The following is a 24,225-nucleotide window of genomic DNA, read 5'->3' on the forward strand; positions in this document are numbered from 1 at the left end:
TATTAATGGGCTGACCATTTAATTTTTGTTAGGTCAACTCCATCTTTAAACATTTCCCAAAGCGGAGAAAGCTCTCTTAATTTACCGATAGAATCTTTAATTAACTTAATCACATAATCCACTTCCTCTTCGGTACTAAATCGTCCAAATGAGAATCGAATCGAGCTGTGTGCTAGTTCATCGTTAAGTCCTAATGCTCGTAGTACATAAGATGGTTCTAAACTTGCAGATGTACATGCCGAACCTGATGATACCGCTAAATCTTTTAGCGCCATCATAAGTGATTCACCTTCAATATAAGCAAAGCTTACATTCAAGATATTAGCCACACTATGTTCTAATGAACCATTAAGGTAAACTTCTTCGATATCTTTTAAGCCATTCCATAAACGGTTTTTTAATGCCAAAAGACGCGGCATTTCTGTAGCCATTTCTTCTTTTGCTATACGATATGCTTCACCCATACCCACAATTTGATGAACTGGTAACGTACCAGAGCGCATACCTCGTTCATGCCCACCACCATGCATTTGGGCTTCAATACGCACTCTAGGTTTACGTCTAACATAAAGTCCACCAATGCCTTTTGGTCCATAAATCTTATGTCCAGAAAATGACATAAGATCGACTTTTAATTTGCTTAGGTCAATCGGTAATTTACCAACACTTTGGGTTGCATCAACATGAAATACAATACCCCTTTCACGGCACATTTCACCGATTTTTTCGATATCTTGAATAACACCGGTTTCGTTATTAACGTGCATAATTGATACAACAGTTGTGTCGCTACGCATCGCCGCAGCCAGTTTATCAAGAGCAAGAATACCATTTGATTCTGGTGCTAAATAAGTTACTTCATAACCTTCTCGTTCTAATTGACGACAAGTATCAAGAACTGCTTTATGTTCAGTTTTACAGGTAATAATATGTTTACCTTTAGCATGATTAAAATGAGCCGCACCTTTAATGGCTAAGTTATCGGCTTCTGTCGCACCAGAAGTAAATACAATTTCACGTGAATCCGCGCCAATTAAGTCAGCAATTTGATTTCGTGCGATATCAACAGCTTCCTCTGCTTGCCAACCAAATTTATGTGAACGAGAAGCGGGATTACCAAAAACACCACCTGGTGTTAAATACTGCATCATTTTTTCAGCTACTCTAGGATCTACAGGTGTTGTTGCTGCATAATCCATATAAATAGGTAATTTCATTAATTACTCCCAATTAAAAATTCTGTATTTTATTTACTTTTTTAATTAATTCTGCTGTGATGGAGATGACTTTGTCGATTTGCGACGGCTCTCACTTCTTGATTATTGACTAATTCGCTTAATGTGATGCCAGTCAAAAAATCGTTGATTCTTTCGCTTAAATCATTCCATAAACTGTGAGTAAGGCATCTTACCCCTTTTTGACATCCAGTATGTCCATGGCATTTAGTTGCATGAACGGTTTCGTCAACAGCTTTTACAATTGAACTAATCGCAATTTGATCCATACTACGACCAAGTACATAACCGCCACCAGGACCTCTAACACTTGATACTAAACCATTTTTACGCAACCGAGAAAATAGTTGTTCTAAATAAGATAGTGAGATTTCCTGACGTTCTGAAATATCAGCAAGTGATACAGGGCCTGAACCTGAATGTAGTGCTACATCTAACATAGCTGTAACAGCATAACGCCCTTTTGATGTCAATTTCATTAATCATTCCCCTATATTTAATCATAAATATTTTATATATCCTTCAATTTTAGTCAAGTATTTAGTTGACTATTTTAGTGGGATTTAAGTTGTCTGTTCTTCATCGACGAAATATAACTGAATATGCTAATCTAGTAAGCTAATTTAATACAGGAGTTAAGGAATGAATTTAGCAATACGTTGGTGTTTGATACTAAGCACTTTATTAGCAAACATGGTACTTGCAGACGAATCGCAAAATGATTTACGACAAAATTATAAAAAATGGCAAAACACTTATCAATCATTAAGCTTTGATGAGCAACAAGCATTACTAAAACAATTAAAGAACTATTCTCTTTATCCATATGCTGCTGTACAATTTTTTCAAAACAATATTAAAAAAGTATCACCACAATCAGTGAGTGAGTTTGTAAAAAAATATGATGACTTTCCATTAACTTCATCATTAACCCAAGCTTATTTAAACGAACTATCTAATCGCCAAGATTGGGATGCCATTGTCTCTTTTCCTAAAGACAATTCAATTACTGCTAATTGTCAATATCAATACGCCAAATTACAAAAAAATGACGACAAATCGGTATTAGATAACGTCGAATCCATATGGTTAACAGGAAAAGAGTTACCTTCAGCCTGTGATCCATTATTGGATGCATGGTCAAAAAGTGGAAAACTCACATCAGATCTTATTTTGTTACGCGTTGAACTGGTGCTTGAAAACAATAATGTAAAACTCGCTCGTTATTTAACCAACTTATTAGATGATAATTATAAAACAACCAAGAATCATCTATTAGCCGTTTTTGATAACCCACGAAAACTTAAAGAATTTTCAAAAAATATTAAAACCAGTTCATTTACCAAAAAAATTGTCTTAGCATCTTACCCTCGCTTAATTAAAGCAGACAAAAATTTTGCATCAACATTACTACCACAACTAATAAAGCAACAGAACCTAACTAATGAAGAGCAAAACAGATTAAAAAGTCGCTTAGCCAATAGCTACTTTAGCGATTCAGTAACCACAGAACAGAGCAAATGGCGAGATAATTACCTAACCAAAAGCCATGACACAGCATTAGTTGAAAAACGTATTCGTATGGCTATTGATGCGAATAACGACAAAGACATTGAGCATTGGATAAAACAATTAACACCAGAAGACCAATTAAAAGAAGAGTGGCAATACTGGCATGCTCGAGTATTACTTAATAGCAAGAAAACCAATGAAGCGAAAAATATCCTAAAAACTTTAACCAACAAACGCGGTTTTTATGGAATGGTCAGTGCTCAAACACTTAATCAACCATACAGCATTAATAATTTATCTAAAAAAATGCCAACTGCAGAAATAAGCTCATTAAAAACCAAATATGATCAACAACCATTTGTCATTAGAATTAAAGAGTTAAGATTTCAAGGCATGTTGGCGGAATCAAAACAAGAATGGCGCTATATACTAAAAAAACAGGCACAAGATAACGAATATCTAGATTTAGCCAAATACGCCTATCATAACGGTTGGGGCGATCTTAGTATTCAAGCAACGATATCAGGCAAACTATGGGATAATTGGACTGAACGCCTACCTATTATGTACCAAAAATTATATAATGAAGCCTTAAAAGATAAAGCAATTCCGTTATCTTATGCTTTAGCTATCACTCGGCAAGAAAGTGCATTTGACACCACAATACAATCGCCTGTTGGTGCAAGTGGTTTAATGCAATTAATGCCTGCAACAGCAAAAGAAACGGCCAAAAAAGTCACCAACATTAGCTATAACTCACCAAACCAACTATTTGAACCTGCAACTAATGTTTATTTAGGTACTTATTTTTTAAATAGCGTATATTTACAAAATGACAGCAACCGTATTTTATCCTCAGCAGCCTATAATGCCGGCCCAAACCGAGTAAAAAAATGGTTGAATAACAGTAATGGAAAACTTGATGCGGTGGCATTTATTGAAAGCATTCCTTTCAATGAAACCCGAAACTATGTCAAAAGTGTATTGGTATATGATTACATTTATCAGCACATTTTAGGGAATAAAAACCCTCATATACTAACAACAAACGAATTTAACAGACAATACTAATGGTGCATTACATGAAAACTAAAGAATGGAACCAAACGGTTGAAATATTACACCAAGCATTTAATAGTGGTTATTCACTAGATATTTTAAAACTACTGATGACATCTGATGAACGTGATGCTTTAATTACAAGAGTCAAAATTGTACGCTCATTACTCGATGGATCAATAAACCAACGTCAACTTAAAGATCAACTAAAAATCGGTATTGCAACGGTCACTAGAGGATCGAACAGTTTAAAAGAAGCTACACCCGAATTTAAAGCATGGTTAGAAAAGATTCTATTGAAATCGAGTAATTAGAATATTGTCAATATTCATGACGATAGGATCGCTATAACGATAAATTTGATTGAATATTGACTTCTTCATCAGCTACTATAGGGACACAATAATCACATTCCATACTATGGATATCTTCAAAACATTTAATAGTATTATCATGATGATTGTGATGAATTTCAATTAAACAGCTTGAGCTACGTAACCTTACTTTTAATGCCGGCATTGCTGCCAAATGAACTTGAGAAATAAAATCGCTAAAATCTTCCGGTGATCCAATATATTTAAAACAAAGATACAAACCGCCTTCGCTAACAATTGGCTCAATATGCTCAAGATTATTATTGTGCTCTAAAGCAATTGTATATAAAAGTTCTTGTTCATTGGCGTTATCTTTACTTTTTAAAATACGACTAAAAGCAAAAATTTTGTCTGGCAAACTATCACTATTATGTTCATAATGGGATAAATAATTATGAAAAAACTGCGATCTTAATTTATTTTCTTCGTCTAAAATTTGACTCAAATTACAATTATTTTTATATGAAATTCCCCAAAATGTTTGCTTTGGCATATTAACAAATTTAGGTTCAGGTAAAGAAAGTCGATTTTTATTTAATTCGATAGCTGGAGTTAACCCGGTAGGATCCCAAAATTCACCGCGGCGATAACTTGCCGGTGTTTCATTGAATTGCTTTTTAAAAGATCGAGTAAAAGTTTGTTGTGAATCAAAACGATATTGCATAGCAATATCTAAAATAGGTTTACTTGTCATTCGCAAAGATAATGCCGCATAAGTTAATCTACGGTGACGAATATAAGTACCGAGCACTTGACCGGTTACTTCTTTAAACATCCGTTGTAAATGCCACTTAGAATAACCTGATTTTTGGGCAACATTATCAATAGATAAAGGCTGCTCCAAATTTTTTTCAATCCAAACGATAAGATCTGAAATAATACTAACTTGATTCATAAAACCCCATCATAAAGTGAATTGGCAGACATCATGCGATTATGACTTAATCCCAGCAATAAGCAAGGTTTAAATCGAAAATTTTTTAACAATAAGAATGGCTTCCCGCTTGATGTTCAGTAATATCTTTAACGCCTGCCAGTTCTGGGAATTGTGCAAGCAATTGCTTTTCAATACCTTCTTTTAAAGTAAAATCAACCATTGAACAACCATTACAACCACCACCAAATTGCAATATCGCATAGTTATCCTCAGTCAATTCCACCAAACTAACATGACCTCCATGACTAGCTAATTGAGGATTCACTTGTGCTTGAATTACGTAATTTACTCGTTCAATTAACGGCGCATCATCTGCAACCCTTCTCATTTTTGAGTTAGGTGCTTTTAAAGTTAATTGTGAACCTAATTCATCAGTGACATAATCAATCACTGTTTCTTCTAAAAAAGGTGCGCTAATTTCATCAATATAGACAGAAAAATCGGCTTGTTGTGCTTCTTCAATATCACTATCTTCAATAGTATCGGCAGGACAATAGGAAACCCCACATTCAGCAGATGGTGTGCCAGGATTAATAACAAAAACCCGAATTTGAGTACCATCAGGCTGATTAGCAAGCAATTTTTTAAAATGTTGTTGCGCTGATTCAGAAATGGTAATAATAGACATAATCCCTCACTTAGACACGATTGATATTAATTCTAAATAACATCATCGATAATAGTTGACTAACTCTGTTGGTTATTATAGGGAGTGTTTTGGATTTTACAAGACTGTCCGACACAAACAAACGACCTGCACATGGGCAGCACCACAGGCTTTTAATTGCTGGCAAATGACATTTACCGTATTACCGGTAGTAACAATATCATCAATAAGCATTACCGATTGATTGGTTAAATCGAAATGACATCTAAAAATTGTTTCAACATTACTCATTCGCTGCTTAAGCGATAAGTTTTTTTGATCACGAGCAGCAAATTTTCTCGACAATAGATATGGCTGAAAATCTCGATTTAGCCATCTAGCTATTGGCTTAGCTAATAATGCCGCTTGATTAAATCCCCTAGACCAATAACGGAAATGGTGTAAAGGAACACAAGTCACTAAATCAGGTTTAGCAAGACCACGGCTCAATCGCCGTTGATACCATGCTAAAAACATCAATCTTGCTAACGCATTAGTTAGCTCGACTTTACTATGAAATTTTAAATGTTGGATCAATTTTTTTAATGGATCGACATATTCTGTTGCGGCAACCATTTCATCCCAATAAGGCCTCTTCTCTCGACATCGGTAGCACTCATTTGTTAATAATGAATGAGGAAGGCAGCATTGATGGCATACTTTATTAAATTTAGGTAAGTTTTCAACACATTGACTACAAATACCATGGTGAGTCAGCACTAAAGGCATATTACATAAAAAACAACGCATTTATCCCCCAAAAAAGTTGAGGAGCAGGGTTTTTGGGCTAAATATTGAATTAAAAATTATCATCAAATAGAATATAAACTTAATAACATCCTAAATTACATTGAATAAAATTATTCCTAACTGCTTAAGAAAATTATTGCGATCCGCCACATAAAATTTTAGCTAATTTTGCATATTAATGATTTCAATTAAACCAATATTCGGTATAATTTACCGACAATGTGATAATAAGGATTTATAAGATGGAAAAGATCAAACTATTATTTATAGGAATAATATTAAGCCTTTTTGCAACCATTACTTTAGCTGATACTAAAGTATTAATGCAAACCAGCATGGGCGATATTGAAGTTGAGTTAGATAGTCAACATGCACCAATTACCACTAAAAACTTTCTTGATTATGTCAACAGTGGTTATTATGAAAACCTAACCTTCCATCGAGTCATTCCTGGATTTATGGTTCAAGGCGGTGGAGCTGATGATCAATTAAAATTCAAAGAGGCGAAACAACCAATCAAAAATGAAGCTGATAACGGTTTGAAAAACGATCGCGGAACTATCGCAATGGCAAGAACCAATGCAGTAGATAGCGCAACTAGTCAATTTTTTATTAATGTTGTAAATAATGATTTTCTTAACTACCAATCACCAGACAAATATGGTTATGCTGTTTTTGGTAAAGTCATTAAAGGAATGGATGTCGTAGATAAAATTGTTAACGTAGCTACCAAACGCATGGGGCCACATCAAAATGTCCCTGTTGAACCAATCTATATTAAAAAAGCAACAGTGATCGAAGATAAACAATAAGTTGTTGTAAAATTAATAAACACTTCAAGCAAACCACCTTGGTGATTTAAGGTGGTTTTTTATTAAATCATAGGATTATATTTTTAATTCATCACAAGCAAGTTTATGACCTTGGCTACAAGACTGTTTTAAATAATTTTTAGCTAAAGATTTATTTTGCTTTATGCCATCACCGTACTTATACATAAGCGCTAAATTGTATTGCGCGCTGGAGTAACCTTGCTCCGCTGCTTTTGTATACCAATATACCGCCTTCTGTTTATCCTGTTTTATGCCATCACCTTGATTATACATAAGTGCTAAATTATATTGTGCGTAGGATATACCTTGTTTTGCTGCTTTTGTATACCAAAAGAAAGCTTTATGTTTATCTTGCTTTATACCTTCATCGTCATCATACATAAGCCCTAAGTTATATTGTGCGTAGGAATAACCTTGCTCCGCTGCTTTTGTATACCAATATACCGCCATCTGTTTATCCTGCTTTATACCATCACCTTTATCATGCATAAGTGCTAAATTATATTGTGCAATGGATACACCTTGCTCTGCTGCTTTTGTATACCAAAAGAAAGCTTTAAGTTTATCCTGCTTTATGCCATCACCTATATCATACATAACTGCTAAATTATTTTGTGCTTTGGAGTCACCTTGCTCTGCTGCTTTTGTATACCAATATACCGCCTTTTGTTTATTCTGCTCTATACCTTCACCTTTCTCATACATAACTGCTAAATTATATTGTGCTGTGGAGAGATTTTGTTCTGCTGCTTTTTCAAACCAATATGCTGCTTTAAGTTTATCTTGCTCTATTCCTTCATCGTCATAATATATAACCGCTAAATCATTTTGTGCGGTAGAATCTCCTTGCTCCGCTGCTTTTGTATACCAATACACCGCCTTTTGTTTATCTTGTTCTATTCCTTCACCATCATCATACATACGAGCTAGATTATATTGTGCCACTTTGTCATTTTCTTCTGCTTCTTGTGTACATTCAACAAGTGCCTTTTCATAATTTTTATTTTCAAATTCTGTTGCACAATCCCTCGCATAAGTAGCAAAAGAAAACAAGAGGGGCATAACTAATAGTAACTTTTTTATATTCATGATATTCCTTATATATTTATCAACTTTTTTAAAATTCTATTTAATGCATCATAAAATCATTACTAATCATTTTAATATAGTTAACAAATTAGCCAGCGTTCTTACCCCGATCCCTGTTGCACCAGTTGCCCATAAAGCGGTGGCACTTTTGCGGAATGTCGCTGAACAGTCAATGTGTAGCCAATTTTGTTTATAATTTTTAATAAAATGAGATAAAAATGCCGCGGCAGTGCTGGCACCAGCGGTATTGGGTAATCCTGAATTGGCTATATCCGCAAACGATGATGGAAATTGGCTACGATGAAAATCAGCTAATGGTAATCGCCAAAAAGCTTCATGTTCCGCTTGGCTACTTGCCAATAATTGATTAGCAAATTTGTCATCAAATGAGAGTAATGATTGATAATCGTTACCTACTGCAACTTTTGCTGCTCCAGTAAGGGTTGCGCAATCAATAATATAGTGAGGCTTATCACTGTCAGCACTAATTAACCCGTCAGCTAAAACTAATCGTCCTTCCGCATCGGTATTATCCACTTCAACTGTTTTACCATTACGATATCGAATAATATCACCCAGTTTAAATGACTTACCACTCACCAAGTTATCAGCGCAACATAGATAAAGTTTAATACGATGTTTGGCTCCTCGGGCAATAGCAAGTGCCAGAGCACCAGTTACTAATGCCGCGCCCCCCATATCCGATCGCATTGATTCCATAAAACTGCTTGGCTTTAAGCTATAACCACCAGAATCAAAGGTAATACCTTTACCAACCAAACAAGCAACAATTGGCGCTTTAGGATTTTTAGTCGGATTATAATCAAGCTCAAGTAACGCTGCCGGTCGATCTGATCCTTTGCCAACTGTATAAATTCCCATATAATCCTGTTCTTTTAATGCTTCGCCGGAAATAATGTTATAGGTAATATCTGAGGAATAATTGCTGATTAAGTTTGCACTTTGCGTGGCCAATTCTAGAGGACTTAATGTTTCTGCTTGTTGATTAACGATATCTCGACACCAATCAATAATCGCTAAGCGATATTTTAGTTCTTGTTTATCTTGGCTATTAAGTTTTGCCCAACTCACCTTATTATTATTTTTGGCATTACGATAACCGAGCCAAAAATGCCAACACGATTCTAGATCCCAATTATCACCACTAAGTTTAACCGACTTAATACCTTGATTATCTAATTTTCTTGCTGCTCGCTGAATGGCGCCATGTCGATGATCCGGTTGATAATGAATGGTAACAGCATCATCTGAAAAACTAAGTAACGCCTCTTTTCCCCACTTTGATGGTGCAGGTTTTTCCGAAAGTAATATAGATAAACTCGACATAATAAATTCCTCAAGCAATAAAAATGCAAAAACGATGAATCAATTCTAATCAGAAACATGTTAAGATAGCAAGCAAAGTTAAGCGTAAATAAGGACCAATAATGACATCAGTTGTACCAATCCAAAATGGCATCAATTTTCGTGACTTAGGTGGCATTAAAACCAGTGATGGTCGCCAAATTCGAACAGGAATGTTGTATCGTTCAGGTGAATTTTCACGTCTTAATGATAGTGAAAAAAACTTTTTATCTGATGAGCTTAATTTGCATTATGTATTAGATTATCGTGATCAACATGAAATTGATCGTCATCCCGATAATCTTTGGAATAACAGTCAATATATTAATGTGCCAGCAAACCCATTAAGTGATGAAATTACAGCAAGCCTAACCAGTGATGATATTTTCGTTATGAAAAAATATTCACCGTTTGATTTTATGATTAAACTTTATCAATTATTACCTTTTAATAATCTTGCTTATAAAAAGTTAACATCACTACTACTTAGTGCTAATGGAAAACCCTTAGTGCAACATTGTGCAGTAGGTAAAGATAGAACTGGTGTTGGCGTAGCTTTAACCCTATTTGCATTGGGGGTAAGTGAAGACGTAGTTATGCAAGATTACTTACTTACCGAGCGCCATTTAAATGATTATCGTCAAGCCATACTCAGCCAAAATGAAAGTAAATTATCGGCTGAAGAGTTTGAGAAACAGAAAATCATTTTTGCGGCTAAACAAGAGTTTTTAACCGCAGCTCTTGATGAAATCAAAAAACGCTATACCACCATCGACGATTGGTTAACTAAAGAGTATCAATTGGATGATAAAAACAGGAAAATTCTGCAAGATATTTATTTAATTTAATTTAATTAATCTAAGTGTATGGATAATCACCATACACTTATGATCAATTTGTCCGTAACATTAAGATTGTAAGATAAAATCGGTGATAGGTTTATTCTGATTTACAGCAAGATGAACCGATGCCACTTGCTGATATTGATAATAAAAATCCTGTCCAAATGGCGCAGTAATCAACTGGTTTGCGACATCAACTTTTACCGATTTCATTTGCCAAACGCCTTTGGCATATAATTTAAGAGCTGACTCTTTTAATGTCCAAAGTTGCCAAAATGCCGCTAATGTATCCGATTGTTTTAATATCCATTGATATTCTTCATTAGCAAAATAATTTTTGGCGACATTCAGATAATTTTTACGCTGCCTAGCAACTTCAATATCAATACCAACCCTACCATTTAAGGATATGGCAACCGCCATCCAATCTTTACTATGACTGATATTAAAATCAGGCAGATTATGTTGTAAAAAACAAGGACGGCTATTATCACCAATAATGATGGGAGGCAAACTATCAATATGACAATACTGTTTAAGTAAACTCGCTAAAATTGAACGACAGACTAAAAACTGTTTTTTTCGTGAACCACTTAATGACTCTGCATCATTAATGATTTGTGGTGATAATAGTGAATAGTTCACTTCCGCCGTATCTAAATGAGTAAGTTGAGCAATTAACATTTTATGTAAGCCAATTTAAACAAAAATTATTTTTTACTATTTTAACAGCATGCTATGCTAACTGTTATCGAAATTATTAGATCACTAAGGATGCATCATGTCATTACAAACAAAATTAGTTCATGCTGGTCGAAAAAAACGTTATACCCAAGGTGCAGTGAATTCAGTTATTCAGCGAGCATCATCGCTGGTTTTTGATTCAATTGAGGCAAAAAAAGAAGCGATGGAAAATCGCACTAAAGGAGCACTATTTTACGGTCGTCGCGGCACTTTAACTCATTTTGCCCTACAAGATGCCATGGTGGAAATTGAAGGTGGTGCTGGTTGCTATCTCTATCCTTGCGGTGCGGCCGCCATTGCGAATGCTATCTTAGCTTTTGTCAAATCAGGTGATCATATTTTGGTTTCAGAAGCCAGTTACGAACCAACGCAAGAATTTTGTGAACATATACTCAAAGATTTTGGTGTGGAAACCGATTATTTTTCTCCGCTAATTGGTCGTTATATCACGAATCATATTAAACCAAATACCAAAGTGGTATTTCTTGAATCACCAAGCTCAATCACTATGGAACTGCATGATGTGCCAGCAATTGTTAAAGCGATTCGCAAGGTAAATCCGGAAATTGTCATTATGATGGACAACACTTGGAGTGCTGGCGTTTTATTCAAAGCATTAGATCACGATGTTGATATCTCCATTCAAGCAGGTACTAAGTACTTAATCGGCCACTCCGATGCCATGTTAGGAACTGCTGTTGCTAATCAACGTTGTTGGGATCAATTACGTGAACGTTCTTATCTAATGGGACAAATGTGTGATGCCGATACCGCTTATATGGCAGCACGCGGATTACGAACCTTAGCGGTTAGATTAAAACAACATCACGAAAGTAGCTTAAAAGTGGCAAACTGGTTAGCTAATCATCCTAAAGTGGCAACTGTTAATCATCCGGCTTTGGCAAGTTGTAAGGGGCATGAGTTTTTTAAACGTGATTTTAGTGGTGCTAGTGGTCTATTTTCGTTTGTACTTAAAGATCATTTAAGCGATGTGCAACTATCTGATTTCTTGGATAATATGACTCACTTTTCAATGGCGTATTCATGGGGTGGATTTGAATCATTAATTTTAGCCAATCAACCTGAAGATCTTGCGAAAATACGCCCGGTATCAGGTGTGGATTTCACGGGTACATTAATTCGATTACATATTGGCCTTGAAGATCCTGATGATTTAATCGCCGATCTTGCCGCTGGCTTAGATAGAATTAAATTGCATAAAAACAAAGTGAATGCATTACAAAGTTTAGTATAAATGGATAACCGATGAGTCATCAAAATCAAGCTAAGACTAAAAGTATTATTGAACAAACAATCTTACAACATCTAAACGGTCGACAATCGCTACTGGTTGCTTTTAGTGGTGGTGTCGATTCGACTGTTTTACTGCAAGCATTAGTCAACTTGAGACAAAAGTTACAAAATTTACAACTTAGAGCCATTTATATTCATCACGGTTTAAGTAAAAACGCCGATAATTGGGCGGAACATTGCCAGCAACAATGCCAAACTTGGCGAGTGCCATTGATTATTGAAAAAGTCAAACTTGATAAAGCGGCGGGCAATATTGAAGAACAAGCAAGAGAAGCTCGCTACCAAGCTATTTATCGACATTTAAAAAGTGATGAGTTGTTATGTACTGCCCAGCACCTTGACGATCAATGTGAAACTTTCTTCCTAGCCTTAAAACGTGGTAGTGGCCCAACAGGATTATCCGCTATGCCTCTTGAAAGTGGTCAACATCTTCGGCCATTATTAACGATCTCGCGTGAAGAAATTGAACAATATGCCAATCAACATCTATTAAGTTGGATTGAAGATGAAAGTAATCAAGACGACCATTATGACCGTAACTTTTTACGCTTAAAGGTACTGCCAATACTTAATCGGCGTTGGCCACATTTCTCGCAAATGGTCGCTCGTAGTGCCGAGTTATGTCAACAGCAAGAAGCATTAATCCATGAGCTTTTATCGACAGAATTTAAGCAAATTACTGGCAATGCCAAACAACTTAATATTCAATCACTACGTAATTATTCAGATTATAAACGTAATGCAATATTGCGGATGTGGTTTAAAGAACAACATATCGGCATGCCAAGTCAAAAGCAACTCGCACTAATTTGGCAAACCGTTATTCAAGCGAAAGAAGATGCTAATCCACAATTTATTTTGCATAATCGACAGATTCGCCGCTATCAAAACCAACTTTATTTATTGCCTCTATATCAAGATATTGAACAGCAAATCTTGCCTTGGGATCTAAATACTTCGCTAAGCTTGCCGGATAATTTAGGCATATTACAGTCCAATTATCAAACCAAGTTAACTTGTCGTTTACCACAAAAAGAGGAAACCGTTTCGGTGCGTTTTCATGCCCAAGGTCAATTTCAAATTGTGCAGCGCAAAGGATCACGATCAATAAAAAAATTGTGGCAAGAACACCATATTCCACCTTGGATGCGTACCCGTATTCCTTTAATTTATTATAATGAACAGTTGATTAGTGCCGTCGGGGTATTTGTTACTGAACAAGGTAAGGGCTCACAAATTAGCTTTAATCTAAAACAAATTGTGTAAATAAAAGGGGATTTAACAATTAGACAATAAAAAGACGGAAAAAGTTAATTTCTTACTCGGCTATTTTATTTATATGGCAACCATAATTCAGTCAGGCAATTTATTAGGTGCCCAAACTAATTGTTTCCATTGCATAGCATTATTACTTAAGATCCCCTTTATATGATTTTCAAAACACCACTTATCATCTTTATAGGGGTAGCTTAAGTTTAAATGCCTGTTCTATCTTAGTAAATAATTCGTCAAATGAATCATCATAATCGTAGTGGTAACCATTGGATAATGATCGTTTCAGTTTGTCAGTTATGTTTTATCTTTTTCTTATTTAAATAAAAGTCCAAATATTTTCTAGGTATTCCTCTAAATGCTCGAGCTTGGCCTAAATTATATGCCTCACCAAAATATTTGTATGATTCGTCGTATTGACCTAATTCATAGCACACCATTCCCATATCAATCGCTACCGATGTATCAATATCAGATCCGCTTGTCTGTAGTGCTATTTCTGCCCAATTTTTAGCATTGGAAAAATCTGTCATGTCAAAATAAGCACTATATATACATGAAGAAATCCAGCGAGCAAATACCCAGTCTAACTTTGGTTCAGGAATTAATTTCCAAGCTTGATTATATTTATTTAAAGCACTAGAAAAATCATTTTTGTTATGGTCTCTATTGCCACTTTCTACTATAGATATTATTTCTTTCTCAAGTTTATTATCAATAGGTGTTTTCATGCTTATACTCCTTTAATTAAAAAATACGCAGCTAAAAATAAGCCGGAAAGGATTGAAATAAAACCGTTCCAGTTTTCCTTTTTAAAGATGCATTTTAATCATATTAATTAGTTCGTAAAGTTCCTTTTTCAAATCTTGATTTTTATAAAATAGTAATTTTTTTCTAAATAACTGATCAACTCATAACTAGGGTTATTACTTAATAATAAACTAGTTGTATCAAATATCTCATATTTACCAACTAACTCATCGTCTAAAATTCTTCAATGTACCGACTGCTTTATCAAACCAAAACGTTGATAAATATCGGTATGCATCTTAATTTCATCAGTCATAAGGTGATCTAGTTGGCTTCATTGGAATATGAACATCAGCAGCATGATTTGAATTTGGGGTGATTAAGCGATGTTGTAAACTCTCAACCCTCGCTTCTATAAGTTGATGTTCATGGTTATAACTAAACCACTGCGTGATGTTTTCAGCCGGTCGTTGCCGTTTAATCAGTCGACCAAAACCATCATAATCGTAGTGGTAACCATTGGATAATAGCCGTTTCAGTTTGTCAGTTATGTTTTATCTTTTTCTTATTTAAATAAAAGTCCAAATATTTTTTAGGCCTTTCTTTAAATGCTCGAGTTTGGCCTAAATTATATGCCTCACCAAAATATTTGTATGATTCGTCGTATTGACCTAATTCATAGCACGCCATTCCCATATCAATCGCTCGCGATGTATCAATATTAGATCCGCTTGTCTGTAGTGCTATTTCTGCCCAATTTTTAGCATTAGAAAAATCTGTCATGTCAAAATAAACACTATACATACATGAGCAAATCCAACGAGTCATTTCCCAGTCTAACTTTGGTTCAGGAATTAATTTCCAAGCTTGATGATATTTATTTAAAGCACTAGAAAAATCTTTTTTGATATGGTCTATATTGCCACTTTCTACTATAGATATTATTTCTTTCTCAAGTTTATTATCAATAGGTGTTTTCATGCTTATACTCCTTTAATTAAAAATACGCAGCTAAAAATAAGCCGGAAAGGATTGAAATAAAACCGTTCCAGTTTTCCTTTTTAAAGATGCATTTTAATCATATTAATTAGTTCGTAAAGATCCTTTTTCAAATCTTGATTTTTATAAAATAGTAATTTATTTCTAAATAACTGATAAACTCATTACTAGGATTATTACTTAATAATAAACCAGTTGTATCAAATATCACATATTTACCAACTAACTCATCGTCTAAAATTCTTCAATGTACTGACTGCTTTATCAAAGCAAAACGTTGATAAATATCGGTATGCATCTTAATTTCATCAGTCATAAGGAGATCTAATTGGCTTCATTGGAATATGAACATCAGCAGCATGATTTGAATTTGGGGCGATTAAGCGATGTTGTAAACTCTCAACCCTCGCTTCTATAAGTTGATGTTCATGGTTATAACTAAACCACTGCGTGATGTTTTCAGCCGGTCGTTGCCGTTTAATCAGTCGACCAAAACCATCATAATCGTAGTGGTAACCATTGGATAATGGCCGTTCCAGTTTGTCAGTTATGTTTTATCTTTTTCTTATTTAAATAAAAGTCCAAATATTTTTTAGGTATTCCTCTAAATGCTCGAGCTTGGCCTAAATTATATGCCTCACTAAAATATTTATATGATTCGTCGTATTGACCTAATTCATAGCACACCATTCCCATATCAATCGCTACCGATGTATCAATATCAGATCCGCTTGTCTGTAGTGCTATTTCTGCCCAATTTTTAGCATTGGAAAAATCTGTCATCTCAAAATAAACTCTATACATACATGAGCAAATCCAACGAGTCATTTCCCAGTCTAACTTTGGTTCAGGAATTAATTTCCAAGCTTGATTATATTTATTTAAAGCACTAGAAAAATCTTTTTTGATACGATCTAAATTGCCACTTTCTACTATAGATATTATTTCATCCTCAAGTTTATTATCAATAGGTGTTTTCATGCTCATACTCCTTTAATTAAAAATACGCAACTAAAAATAAGCCGGAAAGGATTGAAATAAAACCGTTCCAGTTTTCCTTTTTAAAGATGCATTTTAATCATATTAATTAGTTCGTAAAGTTCCTTTTTCAAATCTTGATTTTTATAAAATAGTAATTTTTTTCTAAATAACTGATCAATTCATAACTAGGGTTATTACTTAATAATAAACTAGTTGTATCAAATATCTCATATTTACCAATTAACTCATCGTCTAAAATTCTTCAATGTACCGACTGCTTTATCAAATCAAAACGTTGATAAATATCGGTATGCATCTTAATTTCATCAGTCATAAGGAGATCTAATTGGCTTCATTGGAATTGGATAATGGCCGTTTCAGTTTGTCAGTTATGTTTTATCTTTTTCTTATTTAAATAAAAGTCCAAATATTTTTTAGGTATTTCTTTAAATGGTCGAGCTTGACCTAAATTATATGCCTCACCAAAATATTTGTATGATTCGTCGTATTGACCTAATTCATAGCACACCATTCCCAGATTAATCGCTGGTCCTACATCAATATCAGATCCGCTTGTCAGTAGTGATATTTCTGCCCAATTTTTAGCATTGGAAAAATCTGTCATGTCAAAATAAGCACTATATATACATGAAGAAATCCAGCGAGCAAATACCCAGTCTAACTTTGGTTCAGGAATTAATTTCCAAGCTTGATTATATTTATTTAAAGCACTAGAAAAATCTTTTTTGATATGGTCGCTATTGCCACTTTCTACTATAGATATTATTTCTTTCTCAAGTTTATTATCAGTAAGTGTATTCATGCTTATACTCCTTTAATTAAAAAATACGCAGCTAGAAATAAGCCGGAAAGGATTGAAATAAAACCGTTCCAGTTTTCCTTTTTAAAGATGCATTTTAATCATATTAATTAGTTCGTAAAGTTCCTTTTTCAAATCTTGATTTTTATAAAATAGTAATTTTTTTCTAAATAACTGATCAATTCATAACTAGGGTTATTACTTAATAATAAACTAGTTGTATCAAATATCTCATATTTACCAATTAACTCATCGTCTAAAATTCTTCAATGTACCGACTGCTTTATCAAATCAAAACGTTGATAAATATCGGTATGCATCTTAATTTCATCAGTCATAAGGAGATCTAATTGGCTTCATTGGAATTGGATAATGGCCGTTTCAGTTTGTCAGTTATGTTTTATCTTTTTCTTATTTAAATAAAAGTCCAAATATTTTTTAGGTATTTCTTTAAATGGTCGAGCTTGACCTAAATTATATGCCTCACCAAAATATTTGTATGATTCGTCGTATTGACCTAATTCATAGCACACCATTCCCAGATTAATCGCTGGTCCTACATCAATATCAGATCCGCTTGTCAGTAGTGATATTTCTGCCCAATTTTTAGCATTGGAAAAATCTGTCATCTCAAAATAAGCACTATATATACATGAAGAAATCCAACGAGTCATTTCCCAGTCTAACTTTGGTTCAGGAATTAATTTCCAAGCTTGATTATATTTATTTAAAGCACTAGAAAAATCTTTTTTGATACGATCTAAATTGCCACTTTCTACTATAGATATTATTTCATCCTCAAGTTTATTATCAATAGGTGTTTTCATGCTTATACTCCTTTAATTAAAAAATACGCAGCTAAAAATAAGCCGGAAAGGATTGAAATAAAACCGTTCCAGTTTTCCTTTTTAAAGATGCATTTTAATCATATTAATTAGTTCGTAAAGTTCCTTTTTCAAATCTTGATTTTTATAAAATAGTAATTTTTTCTAAATAACTGATAAACTCATTACTAGGATTATTACTTAATAATAAACCAGTTGTATCAAATATCACATATTTACCAATTAACTCATCGTCTAAAATTCTTCAATGTACCGACTGCTTTATCAAACCAAAACGTTGATAAATATCGGTATGCATCTTAATTTCATCAGTCATAAGGAGATCTAATTGGCTTTATTGGAATATGAACATCAGCAGCATGATTTGAATTTGATTCCTTATTAGATAATATCGTTTTTTCTGTCATTTTCCCGATAAAATTAATTACTTGGATATATCTGAATAAGACCTTTCGGTGTATTTTCAGTGATTTTTAGCGTTGGTTCAGTTTCTATATTATAATAGTGTTCAATATATGTACCCAACCACAGACGTTCTTCTATGTTAGTGATAACATTATCTTTGTAAAGATATCTCCTTGCTGAAAAGTTATTATCATCTGAGTAAGTATAAGAATCAGTTATTATACCGTCATCTAATTTCACTAAAATCACATGATTTAGATTGGCATTATCTTTATTCTCAAAAGCGCTTCCAAATATCAAACCAATTATCTCATTGTTTTTTATAAAATAAAATTCTCTTGATACAATCCATTCTCTTCTCCAAACTGAGAATTCATTGTATATTACCATTCCAATAATATTATTATTAATATCCATAAAATATTTATGTCTATTAACTGCTGGAGAGCAGTCCTTTTTTTTAAGCATCCTTCCAGATTTAGACCCCAGTAATTCACAGTTATATGGTTCTAAAGAGTAAGCTGGCATTACTCCCATTCCCCATGATTGGCTGACAGCATTATCGCTTAACCAGATTTTCAACTCTGAATATTTGCTTTTGTATTCATTAAATATGTCAATTAGATAATCTTTCATGTTTTTCATTCTCTATTCCTTATTTTTTATTCACTGTGCTTAAGCTGGTCTGAACTGCTCGCCCTATGGATCAGTGATGATAAAGCTTATGAGATTAAATAGGCAGTGAACAAAATCCATAACGCATTAGATGAGGCAGACATTGCGTCATGATAGCAGCAAATAAAACCGGAAGGAGCAAAAGGTGATCTTCCGGTTTCTTTCAGGTAAAATCAATTACTTGGATATATCTGAATAAGACCTTCCGATGTATTTTCAGTGATTTTTAGCGTTGGTTCAGTTTCTATATTATAATAGCGTTCAATATATGTACCCAACCACATACGGAGTTCTATGTTCGTGATAACATTATCTTTGTAAAGATATTTCTTTGCTGTAAACCTATTATCATCTGAGTAAGTATAAGAATCAGTTATTATATCGCCATCTAATTTTACTAAAATCACATGATTTAGATTGGCATTATCTTTATTCTCTAAAGCACTTCCAAATATCAAACCAATTACTTCATTGTCTTTTCTAAAATAAAATTCCCTATATACAATCCATTCTTTATGCACATCTACGAATTTAGCGTATCTTACCACTCCAATAATATTCTTATTAATATCCATAAAATATCTTTGTCTATGAGCTGCTGGAGAGCAGTCCTTTTTCTTAAGCATCCTTCCAGGTTTATACCCCAATAATTCACAACGATATGGTTCTAACGAGTAAGCTGACAATACTCCCATTCCCCATGATTGGCTGACAGCATTATCGCTCAACCAAATTTTCAATTCTGGATATTTGCTTTTGTATTCATTAAATATCTCAATTAGATAATCTTTCATGTTTTTCATTCTCTATTCCTTATTTTTTATTCACTGTGCTTAAGCTGGTCTGAACTGCTCGCCCTATGGATCAGCGATAATGAAGCTTATGAGATTAAATACGCAGTGAACAAAATCCATAACGCATTGGTTGAGGCAGACATTGCGTCATGATAGCAGCAAATAAAACCGGAAGGAGCAAAAGGTGATCTTTCGGTTTCTTTCAAATAAAATTAATCACTTGGATATATTTGAATAAGACCTTTCGGCGTATTTTCAGTGATTTTTAGTGTTGGTTCAGTTTCTATATTATAATAGCGTTCAATATATGTACCCAACCACATACGGAGTTCTATGTTCGTGATAACATTATCTTTGTAAAGATATTTCTTTGCTGTAAACCTATTATCATCTGAGTAAGTATAAGAATCAGTTATTATATCGCCATCTAATTTCACTAAAATCACCCTATTTAGATTGGCATTATCTTTATTCTCTAAAGCACTTCCAAATATCAAACCAATTACCTCATTGTCTTTTCTAAAATAAAATTCCCTATATACAATCCATTCTTTATGCACATCTACGAGGTCAGCGTATATTACTATTCCAATAATATTATTATTAATATCCATAAAATATTTATGTCTATTAACTGCTGGAGAGCAGTCCTTTTTTTTAAGCATCCTTCCAGATTTAGACCCCAGTAATTCACAGCTATATGGTTCTAAAGAGTAAGCTGGCATTACTCCCATTCCCCATGATTGGCTGACAGCATTATCGCTTAACCAAATTTTCAATTCTGGATATTTGCTTTTGTATTCATTAAATATCTCAATTAGATAATCTTTCATGTTTTTCATTCTCTATTCCTTATTTTTTATTCACTGTGCTTAAGCTGGTCTGAACTGCTCGCCCTATGGATCAGCGATAATGAAGCTTATGAGATTAAATACGCAGTGAACAAAATCCATAACGCATTGGTTGAGGCAGACATTGCGTCATGATAGCAGCAATAAAACCGGAAGAAGCAAAAGGTGATCTTCCGGTTTCTTTCAGATAAAATTAACTACTTGGATATATCTGAATAAGACCTTTCGGCGTATTTTCAGTGATTTTTAGCGTTGGTTCAGTTTCTATATTATAATAGTGTTCAATATATGTACCCAACCACAGACGTTCTTCTATGTTTGTGATAACATTATCTTTGTAAAGATATCTCCTTGCTGCAAACCTATTATCATATGAGTAAGTATAAGAATCAGTTATTATACCGTCATCTAATTTCACTAAAACTACCTTATTTAGATTGGCATCATCATCATTCTCGCCAGTACTTCCAAATATTAATCCAATTACCTCATTGTCTTTTCTAAAGTAAAATTCCCTGTATACAATCCATTCTTTATGCACATCTACGAATTTAGCGTATCTTACCACTCCAATAATATTATTATTAATATCCATAAAATATCTTTGTCTATGAGCTGCTGGAGAGCAGTCCTTTTTTTTAAGCATCCTTCCAGGTTTATACCCCAATAATTCACAACGATATGGTTGTAAAGAGTAAGCTGACAATACTCCCATCCCCCATGATTGGCTGACAGCATTATCACTCAACCAAATTTTCAACTCTGAATATTTGCTTTTGTATTCATTAAATATGTCAATTAGATAATCTTTTATGTTTTTCATTCTCTATTCCTTATTTTTTATTCACTGTGCCTTGGGGAATTTCATTTCCCATCCTCTTTCCTATTTGATAGCAGATAAAAAAATAATCGGAAGAGATCTTTCCGGCTTTATTTAGATGTCTTTTAAATTAATAACCCGCTGCCACCATTGTTTATTTTCGATATCACTTGTTACAATGTTCCAGCCCAATTTTTTATATTTTTTTAGGAAAAATACCATATCCACATCAGACTTTTCTATCACATCATGAGATACATTAATCCCCAAACAAAAGAAAATATTTATTGAGTCAAATAAATGGAGAACTTTTAAAAACTCTTCATAGAGTAACTCTCCATCAGCGTAAATTAATCTGCTCATATAGTCATAAGTAATTTCAACAATATTACTGTACTTAGAGGTAACCACACTATTGATAAAATCGTTAACTATATTTTTACATATTAACTCATTGTATTCTGATGAATAATATATTTCGCAAGCTACCACTTCAATATCATGCGGCAATCTATACCCCTTTTTTATTAACTGAATAATATGATTCACTTTATTTTTCATTTAATTTCTCTCACTAATTAGACACTGAAAAACCAGGCAATTTTCTCTGGTTTTCCCTAGTTTCAGGGAAGTGAGTTAATTTAGTTGGTTTTTACCTGTTTAGTTTGACACTGTAAACAAATCCAGAGGAGCTACCTAGGTTAATGAATTTAGGTGGCTTGTAGCGTAAATAGTCCACAGTTAGGAGCATAATAACGCAACATGTTGAAATATAAAAATGTAAACTCTTGACAACGGCCACCTCAATCATGGTGAGGCGATTGGTAAGTGTGATCACCCAGTGCATACACTTCTTCAACAAAGGAACTCCATTTTTAACTTAGTTTTCATGAGGTAGTTAAATACTTATAGAAGCAAATAAGCGCATTATCTTTTACTTTTTCATTCTATATTAAACATTAGTGGCTTATTCTATTGTTTGTTGGTTATATTCAATTTTATGCGTTGCACCATAGGGAGGTCTGGATTCAATAGTATATCCTTTCGTATATTTCAACGCCTATGGTGAGTATTGTTTTGACTCGTAACTATTGGAAGTCAACAGAACCGAATTCGCTTTAATTTTATAACCGCCGTATTTACAAATTGGATATGGTTTTTTCCATTTTATTGATTGTCCGGTCTATTGCATCGTTCTAATTAGATGATTGTTTCGACACAATGGACCTTTATTAAATATGTTTTTCCCAATTATATGTATTAGGCTTTCTATGGTTTCGAAAACTATTTTTTGATTTTAATTAATCTCTATCTATTATGTACTTTTTACTGGTGTCAATTTCAAGATTTTTATAACGTTCCTCTTCTTCAAAATTAGCAATTCTATGGGATGGAACATGACCATATGTAACTTCAATTATATTTCCTTCTTTATCAAGGTGAACAATTCTACTATTACCAACACTGGGAGTATAAAAGATCTCCGTTTTGTCACCTTGCTCATTAAATAATGTGGTTTCAGAAAAATATTCATTTCCTTTGGGATAGGATTTTCTTATACTTATCGGTTTATTATTTTGGTTTTTAGTTACCGATATTAATGGCTGATCCTTTTCACCCTCTTCGTCATATTCCACATTTAAAGATTGCAATATGGTTTTCTTATCAATAGCATACTTAAAATATCGTAAATAATGGAGCTTAGCACTGTGTGGCCAGTATTCATATTCCCATTTGCTGATGGAAAGTAAGGGTTTTTTTTCAATCGCTACAATTTTATCCATCTCTTTTGTTACTTTTATATAATTAGGTAAGGTAATCGCGTTTTCAATGGTAATAGGTTGCAATTGTAAATCGTCATTTAAAATAAAAAAATGTGAACCATTTCCCAATTCTTTTAAACTGGCTTGTTGTTGATTATTAAGTAAAATATATTGGGGTTTACGTTCATAACTCCAACGTATTTTAAATTGATAATTGTCACCGACTTCGTTAATTTTAAGTTTTGTACTGAACGGATTATTAACCCGATAAGGTGCATTTTCTGCCTGTTCAAGAGTAATTGGTGAAAAATCAGGATAATTATTAGGAGTTCGGTAATGATTGAAAATAGTTTTGGTGGAACCATAATAGGGTACATGAGGTTTAATACCCATGGTGCGAATTTCAATACATTTAGCTACATCAAATGGATTAATTAAACCTGTCATCATAGCTCCTAATAAATATATTAACAATGTCAACACCATTAAGGTTAATGTCACTTTTTTTTTCATTGTTATCATCCTTATCTCGAAAATAACCGCAATCACT

25 protein-coding genes are annotated in these 24,225 nt (G+C 33.7%); 6 read left to right on the plus strand and 19 right to left on the minus strand.

The window, feature by feature from the left end; genetic code table 11:
- Positions 1 to 2: 2 nt before the first annotated feature.
- Positions 3 to 1,217: an IscS subfamily cysteine desulfurase gene (locus AC5LXI_RS00485; protein ID WP_493443045.1), complete on the minus strand. Its 1,215-nt coding sequence runs from the start codon at positions 1,215 to 1,217 to the stop codon at positions 3 to 5.
- Positions 1,218 to 1,258: 41 nt separating this feature from the next.
- Entirely contained in the window at positions 1,259 to 1,714 is a 456-nt protein-coding gene (gene iscR / locus AC5LXI_RS00490; RefSeq protein ID WP_493443046.1) for a Fe-S cluster assembly transcriptional regulator IscR, read from the minus strand.
- A gap of 163 nt (positions 1,715 to 1,877) precedes the next feature.
- On the opposite strand from iscR, the gene sltY reads away from it, so the two are divergent.
- Complete coding sequence (sltY, locus tag AC5LXI_RS00495; protein ID WP_493443047.1) at positions 1,878 to 3,818, plus strand: murein transglycosylase; 1,941 nt, start codon at positions 1,878 to 1,880, stop codon at positions 3,816 to 3,818.
- A gap of 11 nt (positions 3,819 to 3,829) precedes the next feature.
- Complete coding sequence (trpR, locus tag AC5LXI_RS00500; RefSeq protein WP_493443048.1) at positions 3,830 to 4,120, plus strand: trp operon repressor; 291 nt, start codon at positions 3,830 to 3,832, stop codon at positions 4,118 to 4,120.
- Positions 4,121 to 4,151: 31 nt separating this feature from the next.
- Here the strand turns inward: trpR and robA are convergent, their stop codons facing one another.
- The 3 genes from robA to AC5LXI_RS00515 form a co-directional block, all read right to left on the minus strand.
- Positions 4,152 to 5,075 carry an MDR efflux pump AcrAB transcriptional activator RobA gene (gene robA, locus AC5LXI_RS00505; protein WP_493443049.1) on the minus strand — a complete coding sequence of 308 codons (924 nt, stop codon included), beginning with the start codon at positions 5,073 to 5,075 and terminating at the stop codon, positions 4,152 to 4,154.
- An 85-nt stretch (positions 5,076 to 5,160) separates the two neighbouring features.
- Positions 5,161 to 5,739, minus strand: coding sequence for a Fe-S biogenesis protein NfuA (gene nfuA, locus AC5LXI_RS00510; RefSeq protein WP_493444326.1), 579 nt, complete (start codon positions 5,737 to 5,739; stop codon positions 5,161 to 5,163).
- Between the two features lie 102 nt (positions 5,740 to 5,841).
- Positions 5,842 to 6,513: a phosphoribosyltransferase family protein gene (locus AC5LXI_RS00515; RefSeq protein WP_493443050.1), complete on the minus strand. Its 672-nt coding sequence runs from the start codon at positions 6,511 to 6,513 to the stop codon at positions 5,842 to 5,844.
- A 242-nt stretch (positions 6,514 to 6,755) separates the two neighbouring features.
- On the opposite strand from AC5LXI_RS00515, the gene AC5LXI_RS00520 reads away from it, so the two are divergent.
- Positions 6,756 to 7,325, plus strand: coding sequence for a peptidylprolyl isomerase (locus AC5LXI_RS00520; RefSeq protein WP_493443051.1), 570 nt, complete (start codon positions 6,756 to 6,758; stop codon positions 7,323 to 7,325).
- A 75-nt stretch (positions 7,326 to 7,400) separates the two neighbouring features.
- On the opposite strand, the gene AC5LXI_RS00525 is transcribed toward AC5LXI_RS00520, so the two are convergent.
- Positions 7,401 to 8,435, minus strand: coding sequence for an SEL1-like repeat protein (locus AC5LXI_RS00525; protein WP_493443052.1), 1,035 nt, complete (start codon positions 8,433 to 8,435; stop codon positions 7,401 to 7,403).
- 66 nt (positions 8,436 to 8,501) lie between these two features.
- Entirely contained in the window at positions 8,502 to 9,782 is a 1,281-nt protein-coding gene (gene pepB, locus AC5LXI_RS00530) for an aminopeptidase PepB (protein WP_493443053.1), read from the minus strand.
- Between the two features lie 101 nt (positions 9,783 to 9,883).
- Between pepB and AC5LXI_RS00535 the strand changes: the two genes are divergently transcribed.
- Positions 9,884 to 10,648, plus strand: a complete 765-nt coding sequence (locus AC5LXI_RS00535; protein WP_086353756.1) for a tyrosine-protein phosphatase — start codon at positions 9,884 to 9,886, stop codon at positions 10,646 to 10,648.
- A gap of 60 nt (positions 10,649 to 10,708) precedes the next feature.
- Here AC5LXI_RS00535 and AC5LXI_RS00540 read toward each other — a convergent pair whose 3' ends face one another.
- Positions 10,709 to 11,326, minus strand: a complete 618-nt coding sequence (locus tag AC5LXI_RS00540; protein ID WP_493443054.1) for a 4'-phosphopantetheinyl transferase family protein — start codon at positions 11,324 to 11,326, stop codon at positions 10,709 to 10,711.
- Positions 11,327 to 11,423: 97 nt separating this feature from the next.
- On the opposite strand from AC5LXI_RS00540, the gene metC reads away from it, so the two are divergent.
- Positions 11,424 to 12,641, plus strand: coding sequence for a cystathionine beta-lyase (gene metC, locus AC5LXI_RS00545; protein WP_493443055.1), 1,218 nt, complete (start codon positions 11,424 to 11,426; stop codon positions 12,639 to 12,641).
- 11 nt (positions 12,642 to 12,652) lie between these two features.
- Entirely contained in the window at positions 12,653 to 13,966 is a 1,314-nt protein-coding gene (gene tilS / locus AC5LXI_RS00550; RefSeq protein ID WP_493443056.1) for a tRNA lysidine(34) synthetase TilS, read from the plus strand.
- 299 nt (positions 13,967 to 14,265) lie between these two features.
- On the opposite strand, the gene AC5LXI_RS00555 is transcribed toward tilS, so the two are convergent.
- The 11 genes from AC5LXI_RS00555 to AC5LXI_RS00605 all read right to left on the minus strand — a co-directional run bounded on the left by AC5LXI_RS00555 (position 14,266) and on the right by AC5LXI_RS00605 (position 24,188).
- Complete coding sequence (locus AC5LXI_RS00555; RefSeq protein ID WP_493443057.1) at positions 14,266 to 14,703, minus strand: tetratricopeptide repeat protein; 438 nt, start codon at positions 14,701 to 14,703, stop codon at positions 14,266 to 14,268.
- A gap of 562 nt (positions 14,704 to 15,265) precedes the next feature.
- Positions 15,266 to 15,703, minus strand: coding sequence for a tetratricopeptide repeat protein (locus AC5LXI_RS00560; RefSeq protein WP_493443058.1), 438 nt, complete (start codon positions 15,701 to 15,703; stop codon positions 15,266 to 15,268).
- Between the two features lie 561 nt (positions 15,704 to 16,264).
- Positions 16,265 to 16,702 carry a tetratricopeptide repeat protein gene (locus tag AC5LXI_RS00565; protein WP_493443059.1) on the minus strand — a complete coding sequence of 146 codons (438 nt, stop codon included), beginning with the start codon at positions 16,700 to 16,702 and terminating at the stop codon, positions 16,265 to 16,267.
- A 385-nt stretch (positions 16,703 to 17,087) separates the two neighbouring features.
- Positions 17,088 to 17,525 (minus strand): tetratricopeptide repeat protein, encoded by a 438-nt coding sequence (locus AC5LXI_RS00570; RefSeq protein ID WP_493443060.1) that lies wholly within the window; start codon positions 17,523 to 17,525, stop codon positions 17,088 to 17,090.
- Positions 17,526 to 17,911: 386 nt separating this feature from the next.
- Positions 17,912 to 18,349 (minus strand): tetratricopeptide repeat protein, encoded by a 438-nt coding sequence (locus AC5LXI_RS00575; protein ID WP_493443061.1) that lies wholly within the window; start codon positions 18,347 to 18,349, stop codon positions 17,912 to 17,914.
- 438 nt (positions 18,350 to 18,787) lie between these two features.
- Positions 18,788 to 19,417: a hypothetical protein gene (locus tag AC5LXI_RS00580; protein ID WP_493443062.1), complete on the minus strand. Its 630-nt coding sequence runs from the start codon at positions 19,415 to 19,417 to the stop codon at positions 18,788 to 18,790.
- Positions 19,418 to 19,620: 203 nt separating this feature from the next.
- On the minus strand, positions 19,621 to 20,250 hold the full coding sequence (locus AC5LXI_RS00585) for a hypothetical protein (protein ID WP_493443063.1): 630 nt from the start codon (positions 20,248 to 20,250) through the stop codon (positions 19,621 to 19,623).
- A gap of 203 nt (positions 20,251 to 20,453) precedes the next feature.
- Positions 20,454 to 21,083 carry a hypothetical protein gene (locus AC5LXI_RS00590; RefSeq protein ID WP_493443064.1) on the minus strand — a complete coding sequence of 210 codons (630 nt, stop codon included), beginning with the start codon at positions 21,081 to 21,083 and terminating at the stop codon, positions 20,454 to 20,456.
- Between the two features lie 202 nt (positions 21,084 to 21,285).
- Entirely contained in the window at positions 21,286 to 21,915 is a 630-nt protein-coding gene (locus AC5LXI_RS00595; RefSeq protein ID WP_493443065.1) for a hypothetical protein, read from the minus strand.
- A gap of 111 nt (positions 21,916 to 22,026) precedes the next feature.
- A complete protein-coding gene (locus AC5LXI_RS00600) occupies positions 22,027 to 22,473 on the minus strand; it encodes a hypothetical protein (RefSeq protein ID WP_493443066.1) in 447 nt (148 codons plus the stop codon).
- Between the two features lie 740 nt (positions 22,474 to 23,213).
- Positions 23,214 to 24,188: a hypothetical protein gene (locus AC5LXI_RS00605; protein ID WP_493443067.1), complete on the minus strand. Its 975-nt coding sequence runs from the start codon at positions 24,186 to 24,188 to the stop codon at positions 23,214 to 23,216.
- Positions 24,189 to 24,225: the final 37 nt, after the last annotated feature.

Source organism: Gilliamella sp. LMG 34361, assembly GCF_984569075.1.

Coding starts and splice junctions, on each gene's coding strand:
- AC5LXI_RS00485 (WP_493443045.1), bottom strand. CDS start 1,217: ATGAAATTACCTATTTATATGGATTATGCAGCAACAACACCTGTAGAT.
- iscR (WP_493443046.1), bottom strand. CDS start 1,714: ATGAAATTGACATCAAAAGGGCGTTATGCTGTTACAGCTATGTTAGAT.
- sltY (WP_493443047.1), top strand. CDS start 1,878: ATGAATTTAGCAATACGTTGGTGTTTGATACTAAGCACTTTATTAGCA.
- trpR (WP_493443048.1), top strand. CDS start 3,830: ATGAAAACTAAAGAATGGAACCAAACGGTTGAAATATTACACCAAGCA.
- robA (WP_493443049.1), bottom strand. CDS start 5,075: ATGAATCAAGTTAGTATTATTTCAGATCTTATCGTTTGGATTGAAAAA.
- AC5LXI_RS00515 (WP_493443050.1), bottom strand. CDS start 6,513: ATGCGTTGTTTTTTATGTAATATGCCTTTAGTGCTGACTCACCATGGT.
- AC5LXI_RS00520 (WP_493443051.1), top strand. CDS start 6,756: ATGGAAAAGATCAAACTATTATTTATAGGAATAATATTAAGCCTTTTT.
- AC5LXI_RS00525 (WP_493443052.1), bottom strand. CDS start 8,435: ATGAATATAAAAAAGTTACTATTAGTTATGCCCCTCTTGTTTTCTTTT.
- pepB (WP_493443053.1), bottom strand. CDS start 9,782: ATGTCGAGTTTATCTATATTACTTTCGGAAAAACCTGCACCATCAAAG.
- AC5LXI_RS00535 (WP_086353756.1), top strand. CDS start 9,884: ATGACATCAGTTGTACCAATCCAAAATGGCATCAATTTTCGTGACTTA.
- AC5LXI_RS00540 (WP_493443054.1), bottom strand. CDS start 11,326: ATGTTAATTGCTCAACTTACTCATTTAGATACGGCGGAAGTGAACTAT.
- metC (WP_493443055.1), top strand. CDS start 11,424: ATGTCATTACAAACAAAATTAGTTCATGCTGGTCGAAAAAAACGTTAT.
- tilS (WP_493443056.1), top strand. CDS start 12,653: ATGAGTCATCAAAATCAAGCTAAGACTAAAAGTATTATTGAACAAACA.
- AC5LXI_RS00555 (WP_493443057.1), bottom strand. CDS start 14,703: ATGAAAACACCTATTGATAATAAACTTGAGAAAGAAATAATATCTATA.
- AC5LXI_RS00560 (WP_493443058.1), bottom strand. CDS start 15,703: ATGAAAACACCTATTGATAATAAACTTGAGAAAGAAATAATATCTATA.
- AC5LXI_RS00565 (WP_493443059.1), bottom strand. CDS start 16,702: ATGAAAACACCTATTGATAATAAACTTGAGGATGAAATAATATCTATA.
- AC5LXI_RS00570 (WP_493443060.1), bottom strand. CDS start 17,525: ATGAATACACTTACTGATAATAAACTTGAGAAAGAAATAATATCTATA.
- AC5LXI_RS00575 (WP_493443061.1), bottom strand. CDS start 18,349: ATGAAAACACCTATTGATAATAAACTTGAGGATGAAATAATATCTATA.
- AC5LXI_RS00580 (WP_493443062.1), bottom strand. CDS start 19,417: ATGAAAAACATGAAAGATTATCTAATTGACATATTTAATGAATACAAA.
- AC5LXI_RS00585 (WP_493443063.1), bottom strand. CDS start 20,250: ATGAAAAACATGAAAGATTATCTAATTGAGATATTTAATGAATACAAA.
- AC5LXI_RS00590 (WP_493443064.1), bottom strand. CDS start 21,083: ATGAAAAACATGAAAGATTATCTAATTGAGATATTTAATGAATACAAA.
- AC5LXI_RS00595 (WP_493443065.1), bottom strand. CDS start 21,915: ATGAAAAACATAAAAGATTATCTAATTGACATATTTAATGAATACAAA.
- AC5LXI_RS00600 (WP_493443066.1), bottom strand. CDS start 22,473: ATGAAAAATAAAGTGAATCATATTATTCAGTTAATAAAAAAGGGGTAT.
- AC5LXI_RS00605 (WP_493443067.1), bottom strand. CDS start 24,188: ATGAAAAAAAAAGTGACATTAACCTTAATGGTGTTGACATTGTTAATA.